Origin of the sequence: Pseudomonas sp. D4002 (assembly GCF_013385665.1) — a bacterium.
Classification (GTDB): domain Bacteria; phylum Pseudomonadota; class Gammaproteobacteria; order Pseudomonadales; family Pseudomonadaceae; genus Aquipseudomonas.
This window is the reverse complement of sequence record NZ_JACAPN010000021.1, coordinates 40096-54657: the sequence shown is the minus strand read 5'-3', so window position 1 is coordinate 54657 and position 14562 is coordinate 40096. Positions and strand designations below refer to the sequence as shown.

14 protein-coding genes are annotated in these 14562 nt (G+C 62.2%); 9 read left to right on the top strand and 5 right to left on the bottom strand.

Annotated elements, in window-relative coordinates; translation table 11 throughout:
• The first annotated feature begins 2 nt into the window (after positions 1-2).
• From HX824_RS15390 to HX824_RS15375, 4 genes are all read left to right on the top strand, one after another.
• A complete protein-coding gene (locus HX824_RS15390; RefSeq protein ID WP_008439015.1) occupies positions 3-539 on the top strand; it encodes an NUDIX hydrolase in 537 nt (178 codons plus the stop codon).
• Positions 540-836: 297 nt separating this feature from the next.
• Positions 837-1208, top strand: a complete 372-nt coding sequence (locus HX824_RS15385; protein ID WP_003217297.1) for a translation initiation factor Sui1 — start codon at positions 837-839, stop codon at positions 1206-1208.
• A gap of 212 nt (positions 1209-1420) precedes the next feature.
• Complete coding sequence (gene speA, locus HX824_RS15380) at positions 1421-3334, top strand: arginine decarboxylase (RefSeq protein ID WP_003217295.1); 1914 nt, start codon at positions 1421-1423, stop codon at positions 3332-3334.
• Positions 3335-3515: 181 nt separating this feature from the next.
• Positions 3516-4379, top strand: a complete 864-nt coding sequence (locus HX824_RS15375) for an alpha/beta hydrolase (RefSeq protein WP_177054775.1) — start codon at positions 3516-3518, stop codon at positions 4377-4379.
• Here the strand turns inward: HX824_RS15375 and HX824_RS15370 are convergent.
• The 3 genes from HX824_RS15370 to HX824_RS15360 form a co-directional block, all read right to left on the bottom strand.
• The gene (locus HX824_RS15370) at positions 4363-5709 is read right to left on the bottom strand and encodes an MATE family efflux transporter (protein WP_177054774.1); all 1347 of its coding nucleotides are present in this window, start codon (positions 5707-5709) and stop codon (positions 4363-4365) included. The two genes, HX824_RS15375 and HX824_RS15370, sit on opposite strands and share 17 nt — an antisense overlap.
• A gap of 164 nt (positions 5710-5873) precedes the next feature.
• A complete protein-coding gene (locus HX824_RS15365) occupies positions 5874-6176 on the bottom strand; it encodes a DUF6124 family protein (protein WP_023659366.1) in 303 nt (100 codons plus the stop codon).
• 294 nt (positions 6177-6470) lie between these two features.
• Positions 6471-6761, bottom strand: a complete 291-nt coding sequence (locus HX824_RS15360; RefSeq protein ID WP_003212934.1) for a hypothetical protein — start codon at positions 6759-6761, stop codon at positions 6471-6473.
• A 163-nt stretch (positions 6762-6924) separates the two neighbouring features.
• On the opposite strand from HX824_RS15360, the gene HX824_RS15355 reads away from it, so the two are divergent.
• The 5 genes from HX824_RS15355 (at position 6925) to HX824_RS15335 (ending at position 11360) form a co-directional block, all read left to right on the top strand.
• On the top strand, positions 6925-7230 hold the full coding sequence (locus HX824_RS15355; RefSeq protein ID WP_087693104.1) for a MazG-like family protein: 306 nt from the start codon (positions 6925-6927) through the stop codon (positions 7228-7230).
• On the top strand, positions 7227-7976 hold the full coding sequence (locus HX824_RS15350; protein WP_177008340.1) for a methyltransferase domain-containing protein: 750 nt from the start codon (positions 7227-7229) through the stop codon (positions 7974-7976). The genes HX824_RS15355 and HX824_RS15350 overlap by 4 nt, the downstream gene beginning before the upstream one ends.
• Positions 7977-8000: 24 nt before the next feature.
• Complete coding sequence (locus HX824_RS15345; RefSeq protein ID WP_177054773.1) at positions 8001-8606, top strand: DUF4136 domain-containing protein; 606 nt, start codon at positions 8001-8003, stop codon at positions 8604-8606.
• A 45-nt stretch (positions 8607-8651) separates the two neighbouring features.
• Positions 8652-9209 (top strand): DUF4136 domain-containing protein, encoded by a 558-nt coding sequence (locus HX824_RS15340; RefSeq protein ID WP_063033314.1) that lies wholly within the window; start codon positions 8652-8654, stop codon positions 9207-9209.
• Positions 9210-9338: 129 nt separating this feature from the next.
• Positions 9339-11360: a pilus assembly protein TadG-related protein gene (locus HX824_RS15335; RefSeq protein WP_256347015.1), complete on the top strand. Its 2022-nt coding sequence runs from the start codon at positions 9339-9341 to the stop codon at positions 11358-11360.
• Here the strand turns inward: HX824_RS15335 and HX824_RS15330 are convergent.
• Together HX824_RS15330 and HX824_RS15325 are read right to left on the bottom strand one after the other, a co-directional pair.
• On the bottom strand, positions 11357-14104 hold the full coding sequence (locus HX824_RS15330) for a PAS domain-containing sensor histidine kinase (protein WP_177054772.1): 2748 nt from the start codon (positions 14102-14104) through the stop codon (positions 11357-11359). The genes HX824_RS15335 and HX824_RS15330 overlap by 4 nt on opposite strands.
• Positions 14101-14541, bottom strand: a complete 441-nt coding sequence (locus HX824_RS15325) for a TadE/TadG family type IV pilus assembly protein (RefSeq protein WP_003212919.1) — start codon at positions 14539-14541, stop codon at positions 14101-14103. The genes HX824_RS15330 and HX824_RS15325 overlap by 4 nt, the downstream gene beginning before the upstream one ends.
• Positions 14542-14562: the final 21 nt, after the last annotated feature.

Sequence of the window (14562 nt, the reverse complement as noted above, 5' to 3'; positions counted from 1 at the left end):
TGATGGACGCTTCCACCAGGGAGGCAGCGCACCGCGCCGCCTCCGACGCCGAACTGATTGCCTGGGTCGACGAGCAGGACAACCTGCTCGGCAGCCTCGTACGTTCCGATCTGCGCCGGCGCGGGCTGATCGGGCGCTGCACCTTTATCTTCCTGTTCAACTCGGCCGGTGAGCTGTGTGTGCACCGGCGCACCCTGAGCAAAGCCATGTACCCGGGTTTCTGGGACACGGCGGCGGGCGGAATGGTGGCGGCCCACGAGTCCTATGCCGAATCGGCGGCCCGTGAGCTGGAAGAAGAGTTGGGCGTCAGCGGCGTCGAACTGACCGCCCACGATCACTTCTACTTCGAAGACGGTGACAGCCGGCTCTGGTGCACCTCGTTCTCGGCCGTGTGGGACGGGCCGCTGCGAATCCAGCCGGAAGAAGTCATGGAGGCGCGCTTTCTGCCCCTGGCCACGGTGCTTCAGGAGGCCGAGCAAAAGCCCTATTGCCCGGATGCCCAGGAAGGGTTGCGTCGTTATTTGGCCCTGCGTCGCTAAAGTTGCATAAATTGGCGCGATTTGGCTCTTAGCAAGGGGCCTTTTTGCCGTTACACTGCGCGACTTTTCAGGCTGAACCGCTGTTGTTCCACCCTGTAGGAGCGAGCTTGCTCGCGAAAAACGTAAGCACGACGCGTGCTGTCTGAAGGCCCGCGTTATCGTTGACGACCTTCGCGAGCAAGCTCGCTCCTACAGTGGTTTGAACATCGGCGGCTCAGTAGCGCTGCCCCTGCCTGAGTGGGGCTTCGCGGTCGATGACCCCATCGATCAGTCTTTGTCCTCCCAAGAGGATTGCCGGTGGCCAAAAAAGCCGCATCCTTCGCCGCCCTTGGTGGCCTGGTATTTTCCACCGACGCAGGTCGACACTGCCCGGACTGTCGCCAGCCCGTGGACGCTTGTACCTGCAAAACAACCCTGATTCCCGAAGGCGATGGTATTGCCCGCGTTCGTCGCGAGAGCAAGGGCCGTGGCGGCAAGACAGTGACCACCATCACTGGCGTGCCCCTGGCCGAAGAAGCCTTGAAGGAACTGGCCACCACGCTGAAAAAGCGTTGTGGCACCGGTGGCGCCCTGAAAGACGGCGTGATCGAGATCCAGGGCGACCACGTCGAGTTGCTGTTGGCCGAGCTGATCAAGCTGGGTTACAAGGCGAAGAAATCCGGCGGCTAGCAGCCTCTGTGAAAACCACCCCGATAGCCCGCTGGCTGAACGCGAACTGTCGTCCCCATGGTTTTCACAGAGCCTGTTCCTGACCGGTGTCTAAACTCTGTCCTGCAAGTGGGGTCTACCCCTCTCACAGGCAAATCGTCATTTTCATTCTTTAGACTGCGCCAGCCTCTGATCAGGCCGGTGCACTTCGACTTCATTTATAGGGGACTTCGATGTCCGTACGACGCACACGCAAAGACGATGGCAGCCAATGGACAGTTGCGGACAGCCGCAGTGTTTACGGGATTCGCCATTGGGGGGCCGGGTATTTCGCGATCAATGATGCCGGTCGCGTTGAAGTCCGTCCGAACGGCCCGAACAGCACGCCTGTGGACCTGTACGAGCAAGTCGACGAGCTGCGCAAAAGCGGCCTGTCCCTGCCGTTGCTGGTGCGCTTCCCCGACATCCTGCAAGACCGCGTGCGCCAGCTGACCGGCGCGTTCGACTCCAATATCGAGCGCCTGGAATACCAGAGCAAATACACCGCGCTGTACCCGATCAAGGTGAACCAGCAGGAAGCTGTGATCGAGAACATCATCGCCACTCAGGACGTGTCCATTGGCCTGGAAGCCGGCTCCAAGCCCGAGCTGCTGGCCGTGCTGGCCCTGGCGCCGAAAGGCGGCACCATCGTCTGCAACGGTTACAAGGACCGTGAGTTCATCCGCCTCGCGCTGATGGGCCAGAAGCTGGGCCACAACGTGTTCATCGTGATCGAGAAAGAATCCGAAGTCGGCCTGGTGATCGAAGAAGCCGCCAACCTCAAGGTCAAGCCTCAGGTGGGCCTGCGGGTGCGCCTGTCTTCCCTGGCGTCGAGCAAGTGGGCAGACACCGGTGGCGAGAAATCCAAATTCGGTCTGTCGGCGGCGCAACTGCTGTCGGTGGTCGAGCGCTTCCGCGCGGCGGGCCTGGACCAGGGCATCCGCCTGCTGCACTTCCACATGGGTTCGCAGATCGCCAACCTGGCCGACTACCAGCACGGGTTCAAGGAAGCCATTCGTTACTACGGCGAACTGCGCAACCTCGGCCTGCCGGTGGACCACATCGACGTGGGCGGCGGCCTGGGCGTGGACTACGACGGTACCCACTCGCGTAACGCCAGCTCGATCAACTACGACATGGACGACTACGCCGGCGTGGTCGTGGGCATGCTCAAGGAATTCTGCGACGCGCAGAGCCTGCCGCACCCGAACATCTTCTCCGAGAGCGGCCGTTCCCTGACCGCCCACCACGCCATGCTGGTGGTGCAAGTCACCGACGTCGAGAAACACAACGACGACGTGCCGTTGATCGAAAACAAGGAAAGCCTGCCGGAAACCGTGCAATGGCTGGTGGACCTGCTGGGCCCGACCGACATTGAAATGGTCACCGAAACCTACTGGCGCGCCACTCACTACATGAGCGACGTGGCAACCCAGTACGCCGACGGCAAGATCACCCTGGCCGAGAAGGCCCTGGCTGAACAATGCTACTTCGCCGTCTGCCGCCGCCTGCACGACTCGCTGAAAGCCCGCCAGCGTTCCCACCGCCAGGTGCTGGACGAACTCAACGACAAGCTGGCCGACAAGTACATCTGCAACTTCTCGGTCTTCCAGAGCCTGCCGGACACCTGGGCCATCGGCCAGGTGCTGCCGATATTGCCGCTGCATCGCCTCGACGAAGAACCGTTGCGCCGTGCGGTGCTGCAGGATTTGACCTGCGACTCCGACGGCAAGATCAAGCAGTACGTGGATGAGCAAAGCATCGAGACCAGCTTGCCGGTGCACGCTGTGAAAGAAGGCGAGGACTACCTGCTGGGGATCTTCCTGGTGGGTGCCTACCAGGAAATTCTCGGCGACATGCACAACCTGTTCGGTGACACCGACTCGGTGAACATCTACCAGCGTGACGACGGTTCGGTGTACAGCGCCGGGATCGAGACCCACGACACCATCGAAGACATGCTGCGCTACGTGCACTTGTCGCCGGAGGAGTTGATGACTCACTACCGTGACAAGTGCGCCAGCGCGAAGATCACGGCGGCGGAGCGGACTCAGTTCCTGGATGCGTTGCGTCTTGGTTTGACGCGTTCGTCGTACCTGTCCTCGTAAGGACACCGCTCCCAGGCTGACAAAGATCTCAATGTGACAGAGATCCAGTGTGGGAGCGGGCTTGCTCGCGAAGGCGGTGTGTCAGTCGATACATGTGCAGACTGATACACCGCCTTCGCGAGCAAGCCCGCTCCCACATTTGGATCGCCGCAAGTCCTGCAGTTTTTATAGGGCCTGAATAATGTCGAAAAAACTCCTGCAAGTGTTCAGTCTGGCCATCGCGACGCTGCTCGCAGCCTGCTCCCCGATCAAAGTGCTCAACGCACTCACCCCCACCAGCACCTTCACCAAAACATCCGCCATCGCCTACGGCGATGACCCCCGCCAGAAACTCGATATCTACCGCCCCGTCACCGCCTTGCCCGACGCGCCCGTCGTGGTGTTTTTCTATGGCGGCAGCTGGAACAGCGGCTCAAGGGATGACTACGGTTTCGTCGGCGAAGCCCTGGCTTCGCGCGGCATCGTGGTGGTGATCGCCGACTACCGGCTTTACCCGCAAGTGCGCTACCCACTGTTTTTGCAGGACGGCGCCCAAGCAGTCGCGTGGGCGTATCAGCACAGTGCCGAATACGGCGGCGATCCCCGCAAGCTGTATGTGATGGGCCACAGTTCCGGTGCTTACAACGCCGCAATGCTGGCGCTGGACCCGCAGTGGCTGGCCGGGGTTGGCCTGTCGCCGTCAGTCTTCAAGGGATGGATCGGCCTCGCCGGGCCGTATGACTTTCTGCCGATTGAAAACCGCGATGTGCGCCCGGTGTTCTTCTACCCGGACTCGCCGCCCGATTCCCAACCCATCAACCACGTGAGCCAAAGCGCACCCCCCAGCCTGTTGATTGCTTCGGTGGACGACAACCTGGTCAACCCCAAGCGCAACACCGGCGGGTTGGCGAAAAAGCTGCGAGCGGCGGGTGTGCCGGTGGAGGAGTTCTACTTCACCAAGACCAGCCACGCCACATTGGTGGCGTCGATGTCCCGGCCGCTGCGCTGGCTGGCGCCCGTGTTGGACCGGGTCACGGCGTTTATCAAGTTCACGCCGGGCCAGTAAGCCAGCGGTCCTGCTTGTTCAGGCGCCAGGCAATTGCCCACAGCGTCAGGCTGCGCAGGGCCATGAACAGCAGGAAGGTTATCCACAACCCGTGGTTGCCAAGGCCCTGCAAGGCCCAGGCGAAGGGCAGCACAATCACCACCGTCAGCAGCATGCCGTTGCGCATTTCCCGGGCGCGGGTGGCGCCGATGAACAGGCCGTCCAGCAGGTAGCTCCACACGGCGATCAACGGCAGTACGGCGAGGTAGGGCAGGTAGATGTCGGCGGTTTCGCGCACGCTCGGGATATCGGTTTGCATGGCGATAAACAGGTGGCCGAACACGGCGAACAGGATCGCGAAGCCGATACTCGCCAGCAACGACCAACCACAGGCCACCACCAGCGAGCGGCGCAAGGCCTGGCGGTCGTGGGCGCCAATGGCGTGGCCGCACAAGGCTTCCACGGCGTGGGCCAGTCCGTCCAGGGCGTGGGCCGTCAGCAACAGACCATTGAGCAGCAGCGCATTCGCCGCCACCGTGGCATCCCCCAAGCGAGCGCCTTGCACGGTGATCATGAAAAACACCGATTGCAGGGCCAGGCTGCGGATGAAGATATCGCGGTTCACCGCCAGCAGCGGGCGCCAGCTTTGCCACAGCTTGAGCGTGGCCCAGGCGATATGGCCGGGGTAGGCACGCAGGGCTTTTTGGGTAAGGGCCAGGCCGAGCAGGGCCCCGGTCCATTCGGCGATCACCGAGGCGCGGGCCGAGCCGACCACGCCCCAATCCAGGCCCAGCACGAACCACAGGTTGAGGGCGATGTTGACGAGGTTGGTGGTCAGCAGAATCGCCAGCGGCGCGCGGGCGTTCTGGGTGCCGAGGAACCAGCCCACCAGCGCATAGCTGGCCAGCGCTGCGGGCAGGCCGAAGAGCCGGGTGTGGAAGAATTCGCGGGTCAGCTGGTTCAGTTCGGGCGAGGGCTGCATCCAGTCCAGCACCAGGCCGCTTAACGGAATGCCGATGCTGCCGAGCACTATGGCCAGGCCCAGCGCCAGCAACAGCCCCTGCAACAGAATCTGCCGCAGCGCGGCCCCGTCACCGCGCCCGGCGGCCTGGGCGGCAAAGCCGGTGGAGCCCATGCGCAGGAAACCCATGGCCCAGGCGAGGAAGGTGTACAGGCTGGCGCCAACGGCCACGGCGCCGAGTTGGTGGGCGTGGGGCAGATGGCCGATGACCATGCTGTCCACCAGCGCTACCAGTGGTACGGAGATGTTCGACAGGATCATCGGCGCGGCGAGGGCCCACACGCGGCGGTGGGTAGGGCGGTCGCGCCAGTCGGTTAGCAGGGAAGTCATGCGGGCTCCTTTGGGGAGCGGTAGTGTAACTGTCCATTAGCTGCGCCGCAGGGCCAATGTGGGAGCGGGCTTGCTCGCGAAAGCGGTGTGTCAGTCGCCGGATGTATTGGCTGATCCACCGCTTTCGCGAGCAAGCCCGCTCCCACATTTTTGACCGCGTAGTGTCAGGTTTTGCGCGGGTGCAGGCATTCGATGGAGCGGTCGACGGTGGTCTTGGCAATTTCCAGCAAGTGCCACACCGCCAGGATCTTCGCGCGCTGCGGGCTTTCCAGCAGTTCGCCGCAATCAAGCGCAGTCGCCGAGGCGCTGCTGAGCAGGCTGGCGGTGTAGAGCAGGGAATCTTCGAAGCTCAGGTCTTCGTTGATGGTGTGGAAGCCTTGGGATGGCAGGTAATGTTCGAGGGCGCGATTGAAGGCGGCGCGGTCGTTGAGGAGGTCGCTGGGTGGATCGGGGACGAGCTTATGCATGGTGTAACTCCACTAGAAGGTAAGGAGCTGACACCCGCGCGACTAAACGAGGGTGGCGGCTGTACGCAGGTTAGTCGACCGGCTAGTGGAACCCGGCGCACCCGAAGGTGCCCTGCGCACAGCCGCCATGAAGCATGGCGACAACTTGCGCTCACTAATTCCGGGCGACTAAACCCGATCACTGATATGCAGTGAAGGGCCGAAGACTAGCCACCCATCCCAACAGGCACAAGGCCGAAAGATTGTCTCGGAAACGTCCCTCAAATTAAAGGGATTTACCCTGCTGGCCCTTTATTAATGCACCACCCAACTGAGCACCCACAGCCCGAGCATCAACCAGATAATCCCCATGATGATCGAAGCCCGCATAAACGCGCGCACCGCCGAGTACAACAGCATCAAGCCGATAATCAGCATGAGGATGCTGATGATCGAGGTGTCCATCCCCAAGGATCTGGACAGCCCGTCGACAAAGTCGCCGCCCGCGTGGGACAGGGTATTGAACAGCCCGCTGAACAACTCGACGATAAAGTGGATGATCTGGCCGATCTTGAGACCCAGCCATCCGAAAAAGTCTGTTTGCATGTGTGTGTCCTGATAAGACGGTGGGCGTAGCTGCCGAACCTGAGCCTTTGTTCGTAATTGGCCCAAGCTAGTTCCCTTCTAGCATAGAGGTTTACGGGCCGCAGGGATTCACTTGCCTTCGCGCGGCTTGCGCCCGAAGCTATACACCTTCAGGAGCCCCCCCATGAACCTCGATCACCTCACCGAACGCCTGCACCGCATCCGCGATACCAACGACTGGAAGCAGTTCCACAGCCCCAAGAACCTGGCCATGGCCGCCAGCGTTGAAATGGCCGAGCTGGTGGAGATATTCCAGTGGTTGAGCGAAGACCAGTCGCGCCAGTTACCCGCCGACAAACTCGCCCATGCCGGCCAGGAAGTCGGTGACATCGTGCTGTACCTGCTGCTGTTGTGCAGTGAATTGGGGTTGGACATGGATCAAGTGGTAAAGGCCAAGCTGGCCGACAGCGAACGGCGGTTTGCCAAATGAGCGACCGTCATTTCGACCAGTTGGCCACCCGTTTCGCCGAGAAGATCTATGGCGGTGCCAAGGGCGCGATTCGCCTGGCGGTGCTGCAGGCCGACCTGATTGAAGCGCTGCCGGACCGCCCGTTGCGGGTACTGGATATCGGCGCGGGGCTGGGCCATATGTCGCTGTGGCTGGCCGAGCGCGGCCACGATGTAACCCTGGCCGAACCCGCCGAGCCGATGCTCGAAGGCGCGCGCCAGCGTTTCGCCGAAGCCGGGCAGACAGCCACGTTCATTCAAGCCCCCTGGCAAGACCTGCTGGGCCAGCTCACCGAACCCTATGACCTGGTGCTGTGCCACGCCGTGCTGGAATGGCTGGCCGAACCCCATGCGATCCTGCCGGTGCTGCACCAGTTGACCGCGCCCGGTGGCTGGCTGTCGCTGGCTTTCTATAACCGCGATGCCTTGATTTACCGCAACCTGCTCAAAGGCCACTTCCGCAAAATGCGCAAGAACGACATGGCCGGCGAAAAGCAGAGCCTCACGCCGCAACAACCCCTGGACCCACGGGAGTTGGCGACGCAACTAGAGGGCCTGTGGCAGGTCGAAACCGAAAGTGGCGTGCGGGTGTTCCACGACTATATGCCGGTGGAATTCCAGGCCCGCGCCGAGTTGCAGGATTTGTTGGAGATGGAGCTCGCACACCGTCGTCACCCAAGCTTTGCCGGACTTGGGCGTTATTTGCACTGGATCTGCCGTCCGGTTTAAGCGGCCCAGTCTGCGGAGGTCGAAATGAAGCACTGTCTTGGACTGATCCTGCTGGGCCTGGGCCTGGCGGGTTGCCAAAGCCCCAACCCGTATGTGGCGGCGTCTGCCCCGATGCCGCCGGCGCCTGCCCAGGCGGCCAACACCTTTGATGCCAGCGCCTACCCGGCGCCGGTGCGCGACTATGGCGCCTACCGCAGTTGGGCCTGGCTCAACAACCAGCTGCCAGCAGGCTCGGCCTGGGCGGATTCGGCGCAGATTGCCGAGGCGGTCAGCGGCGCCCTCGACCAGCGCGGCCTGCGCCCCTTGCATGACAACCGCGCCCCCGACCTGCTGGTAAGCGCCGACGTGCGCCTGGAAAAACGCCTGCGCCAGGTCCAGGACGACTATGGCTACGGTTACGGCGGCTATAACCGCTACGGCAACGGCTACGGCATGTACAACACGGTGCCGGTGGTACGCACTTATGAAGTGACGGTGGCCGTGGCGCGCATCAGCCTGTTCGACGCGCGCACCCGCCAGCCGGTATGGAGCACCAGCGCCGAAACCACGAGCCAGGGCAGCCTCAGCGAGCGCGCCGACTCGCTGCGTGAGGCGATGCAAAAGGCAATGACTGCCTACCCACCCAGTTAGCAGCTATTCTCATCTCAGGCCCGGATTGTCTTTTGGAGAAAAACCATGCTTCGTCGTATTGCTGCACTTGCTGTTGTTGTGTTGCTGGGCGGTTGCCAGACCAGCCAGGTCAACCATGATTTCGACGCCAGCCGGGACTTTGGCGCCTACCGCAGCTGGAGCTGGAAAGAACCCGCGCTGCAATACCGCCCGGATGACCCGCGGATCAAGAGTGACCTCACCGAACAACGCATCCGCCAGGCCGTGGGCGAGCAGCTCGACCAGCGTGGCCTGCGCCCTGCGGCGCCGGGCACCAAAGCTGACCTGAATGTACAGACCTACCTGATCGTCGAAGACCGCCAGCAACAAGTCACCACCAATTACGGCGGCGCCTGGGGCGGCCCGTGGAATGGTTACTGGGGCGCGCCGATGTATAACGAAACCCGCAACATCACCTACAAGGTCGCGACCATCCAGATTGACTTGCTCGACGGCAAGGATGGCAAGCTGGTGTGGCGTGGCAGCGATGAGCAGATCCTCGCCAGCTCGCCTGAACCCCGAGACCGCAGTGCCGCTATTCGTGCCACGGTGACCAAGGTGCTTTCCAACTACCCGCCGCATTGATCGCCTGATCAGCCCTCCGCCAGTCGTCGATCTATGGCGACTGGCCTGCAGCCCCCGCCGCTCTTGACTACACTCCCAAGCAACACAGGAGAGTAAGCGCTCGGCAGTGTGCCGGCAAAGGAGTGCTCGATGTCTCTTCGACTTCGTTCCGGTCACCACGCCGGGCCTGCAAGGCAGCGCGGTGCGGTTGGCTTGGTGGCGGTCTTGACCCTGGGCATGGTGCTGGTATTCATGTTGCTGGTGGTCGATAGCAGCCGTTTGTACCTGGAAAAACGTCAGTTGCAGGGGATTGCCGATATGGCGGCACTGGAGGCAGTGCAGCGTAAGGGGGATTGCCTGCCCGCCACCAATACCGCGCCCACCTATGCCGGTGCCAGCGCGGTGCGCAACGGTTATGTCATCCCGCCGGCAAACGCCCTGATAGTGAAATGCGGCGTGCTGACCACCGGCGCCACCAACCAGCGGGTGTTCTCCGCAGACGCGACCAAGACCGATGCCATCCAGGTGACTGCCTCGCGCCCGATCATGACCAGCGTTGCCGGGGGGGTCTGGGCGTTGTTCAGTGGTAGCGGCTACAACTTCAACACCCAGTTGTCTGCCGTCGCGGTGGCGGCGCCGAAGATCCTGCCGCCTCAGGCGCAACTGACGATCAAATCGACCCTGGTCACTGTGGACTCGAGCAAATCAGCAGCACTGAACCTGTTGTTCGGCCAACTCTTGGGCGGCTCACTGAACCTGAGCGTGGCAGGCTGGCAGGGCCTGGTAGACACCAACATCAACTTGCTCAGCTACCTCAACCAGCTGGCGTTGAACGTGGGCGTCACGGCCGGAGCCTACGATCAACTGCTGACCAAGACGGTCAAGATCAGTCAACTGGTCGACGCAGCCATTACGGTGCTCAGTGCCGGAGGCAATACAGCCAGCGTGGCGGTCAGCGGTCTTACCAGTATCAACGCGATAATCGGCAACCTTGATGTCACCCTGGGCAGCCTGCTGCAGCTGCAAACGGGGGCGGTGTCGGCGGGGCTGAACACCAGCCTGAATGTGTTCCAGCTGGCCGAAGCCTTTGTGCAATTGGCCAATACCAAGAACGGGGTGGTGGCGACCATCCCGGTGAATATTCCGGGCCTGGTGAATGCAGGTGTTCAGGTCAAGGTGATTCAGCCACCGCAGTTGTCCGCTATTGGCGATCCGCGGTTTGCCGTGGATAAAACTTCAGCAACCCGCATTTACGTAAAAACGGCTCAGATCAGCGTCGGCCTGACGTTAGGGTTGCCACCGCTGGACTCTCCCGCGGTGCAGGTCGCCCTGAACGGCTTGGTCGGGCCGCTTTCGGACGTTTTGAACAACTTGTTGAGCTTGAACCTGGGAGGAACCATCAGTTCGGTGCTGTGTGTACTGGGTGGTTATTGCCAGATGACGAATTTGCAGGTGCTGTCGTCATCCTCAAACCCGCCGGCCGCCAGGATAGATGTGGTCCTTCAACTGGGCACGGCTGAAAGCTATGTCACCGGATTTACCTGCGTCAGCGACGCTACCAAGACCCTGACCACCCAGACCAATGCCTCGATCGTTACCGTGCAAATTGGCCAGAGCCCGCAACTGATCAACGCGTTCAACAGCAACACCACCCTTAATCCGATTCCTCCAGTGCCGGTGGTGGATATCGGATCCATTACCTGTTTCAAACCCTTGCTGGGCCTGGGGCCTACCACTTGTGATCCGTCCACCCGCAAAGCGTTTTACGGGGGCGGCCTGGGCTTGAGCGTCAACAGTCCGGTGGGCGCTGCGACAAGTGCCTTGCCTCCCCACACGTACCTTCAGCCGCCGGAAATCAACCTGCCGCCGCAGTACTACGCCTCATCGACAGCCAGCCTTCTCAGCGCGATCAGTAACGCGTTGAGCGGTATCCAGTTCCAGGTCTACAAGCCAACGGGGTTCAATCTGCTGGGAGGGTTATTGACGACGGCGGGCACAGTGCTAAACGGGCTCAACAGCACCTTGGGCACCGTGATTGGCGGAGTGCTCAGCCCTATTCTGGACCCGGTGGTGAACAGCCTGTTGTCGAACCTTGGGGTTAACCTGAACGCGGTGGAAGTGGGCGCCAACCTCAGTTGCCGGCCGCATGGGCAAGCGGCCCTGGTGAATTAGGCTTCAACCACCGGCAGCTCCACACAGAACTTCGCCCCATGCTCGCTGTTGGCGACGCTCAACCGGCCGCCCATGTTCTCGACAATGCCGTAGCTCACTGACAACCCGAGGCCGGTGCCCACGCCAATCGGCTTGGTGGTGAAGAACGGCTCGAAAATCCGCTCCAGCAGCCGCGGGTCAATCCCGCCGCCGTTGTCCTCGACCCAGATGCGTACGTGGCGGCTGTCGTGCTCGATCTGCACCGAGATCCACGGTTGCAGGTCGCGGTCGTGTTCGCGTTTGCTCAGCAGGGCATCGCGGGCGTTGACCATCAGGTTGATCAGCACCTGCTCCAGCTGGTCGACATAGCCTTTGACCTGCACCGTCACGTCTAGCTGTGCCACGCGCAGGTCCACGCCTTTGCCGCGCATGCCTTCACTGAGCAGCGACAGAGTGCCTTCCACCGCCTGCGCCGGGTTGAAGGGCTGCTGTTCGACTTCCGAACGGCGGCCGAACACCCGCATGTGGTCTACCACGCGGGCTGCGCGCTGGACCTGGGAGTCGATACGCTGGAGTTTTTCCGTCAGGTAGTCGATTTGTGCATCACCGTTGCTCAAGCGCTTGAGCACGTTGACGATGGCCATGCGCATCACATTCAACGGCTGGTTGATCTCATGGGCCAGGCCGGTGGCCATTTCGCCGAGGGTGGCCATTTTGGCGCTTTGGGTCAGTTGCTGCTGGGAGCGGCGCACTTCGGTGTTGTCGCGGCCCACGGCCTGCACTTCCTGCAATTGGCCCTGTTCGTCGAACACGCCCCGGTCCGACCACACCCACCAGGCATGTGTGCGCCCCGGCAGTTGCAGGCTGATTTCGGCGGTGCTCACCGGGAATTCCGGGGTGAGCTGGCGGATGCGCAGTACAAACGCCTCGTGTTGTTCGTCCGACAACCATTGGCGGAGGTTCATGCCCGGCAGCTGTCCAGGCAGGCATTCCATGTAGTTGGCCAGGGGCGTGTTGCCGAAGGTCAGGGTCAGGTCCGGAAGGTAGCGGCAGATCATGGCCGGGGAGTCTTCCACGAGGATTCGATAGCGCTCCTCGCTTTCCTTGATCCGTTGCGCCGCCAGGGTCGTCTCGGTCACATCCAGCCACAGGCCCACGGCTTCCACGGGCAACCCGAGGTCGTCGCGCAGCAGCCGGGCTTCATCCAGCAGCCAGTGGTAATTGCCCTGTGTGTCGAGCACCCGGTAGCGACTGCGCACGCTGCCTTCGCGCAGCAGTTGGCGGGTACGGTCGAAGTAGAGGTCGCGGTCTTCGGGGTGGATCCACTGGTTCAGCGTCGCCGGGGTGAAATCGGCCAGGGTGCGGCCAAGCAGCGGCAGCAAACTGTCGCTGAAGAACACCGGTTGCAGCGTGCCCTCGACGTAGCGCTGCACATAGATCACAGCCGGGGAACTGGCGATCAGGTTATCCAGGCGTGCGTGGGCGGCGGCGGCCTGTTGCTCCTGGTTTTTTATGTCGCTGATGTCGAGCATGAAGCCCACCAGGCGGCGATGCTCACCCGAGCCCAACGCTTGCCCTTGCACGCGATACCAGATGGGGTTAAGCGCCGCGTCGGCACGTTGCAGGCGCACGCTGGTGGACAGCGGTTTGCCCAGGGTCTTCAGGTCTTGCAGGCGGCTGGCGAGTTCTTCCCGGTCGGCAGGGTGAATCAGCTTGAGCCACATGGGTAGCGACAGCGGTGTGATGGCCTCGCCTTGGCTCAGGGTGTGCAGCAGCGGTGGGGCGAGTTCGAGGTCTTCAGTGTGTGGGGACAGCTCCCACCAGCCGGTGCCGAGCAGTCCTTGCAGCGCGTCGAGGCGTTCCAGCTGCTGTTGATGGCGCAGTTCGCGCAGGCGGCCGAGCAGCGGTGCCGCGAGGGCGGCGGTCAGTTGCAACCAGTCACGGTCGCTGGTGTGTTCCTGACGGTGATACACCCCGCACAGCAGCCATGCGCCCACGCCCAGTCCGTCGCGGTAGGGCACCAGAAAGCCATCGGTATTGCCAAACAGGCCTTGCAGGCGTGGGTGTTCGCTGTGGCCACGGTTTACCTCCAGGCTCACTGGCGCCGTGCCGCCCAGGCTGTCGAGGCTGGAGCCCAGGGCTTGGCCGTTGCTCCAGAGTACCGGCGCATCGTGGGCGGTGTAACAGCCCTCGATGCACCACGCCTGGCCCTGCTCATCCAGCAAGGCGATGGCGACGCAGGGGATGTGCCAGTGCTGGGAAATAGCCTGCAGAGTGTCTTGCAGTACTTCGGGCAGGCGCACCAGGCTGCAGACCCGCAGTTGCTCGCTGATCTGGTCGCTCACCCGTTGATTGTGTTCGCGCACCTGGGTGAGTTGGCGATGGGCAATCAGGTCGCCAATGTCCAGCAATTGCAGGAGCCAGCCCTTGCCTTCGGGTTGGACCCAGCCACGGGTATGCAGGGTTTGCCCGGCGAGCCCCTTGAGCTCCAGGTCCAGGCTTTGCCCCTGCCAGTCGCTGGGCGTGCCCTCGATCACCAGGCGGCTCGCCGCAGTGAGGTAGTCGAGCAGCGAGGGTGCCTGTTGCTGTTGCGCAGCGGGGTGTTCGAGTCGATGGCGAAGCGGGCCATGGACATCCATTACGCGGCCCTGGGCGTCCAGGTAGAACAACAACGCGGCGGTTGCCGGGATCGCTGCCGGTGCGTCAGCAGGCAGCTGGTTGCCACGTCCGAGCAGGCGGCCGAAGAGTTTATCGCCTGAGGTCAAAACTGCATGCTCGACTGGGCAGACAGCATGGGAGGCAGGGCGGGGACGGTACCGATGCCCGGCAGTACCAGGAACGGCAGCACACTTTGGAGGCTGGACGTCGGGTAATTGATGTACACCGTCAACACGCCTGACGAGTTGTAGACGGCCGTCACGTACCCGGGAAGGAATTTGAACTGGGAGGGGATCCACGCCAGTTGTGCCTGCGCTGCACTGACGGCCTGCAGCGGCAGTGCCGTGACGTAGCCAGGCGTGGCGGGGTCCAGCGCGACGCTACGTCTTACGCCTTCGGCGGCGGCCTGGGTAAAGGACTGCATCAGCAATAACGGCAAGCTGTAGCTGACCAGGCCATAAAAAATGGCAAAAAAAATCATGAAGACCATCGCGAACTCCAGCGCGGCGGCACCTTTTTGCTTTTTAGCGAGGCCTTTTTTCATGACTCGTCTACCCTGACTACT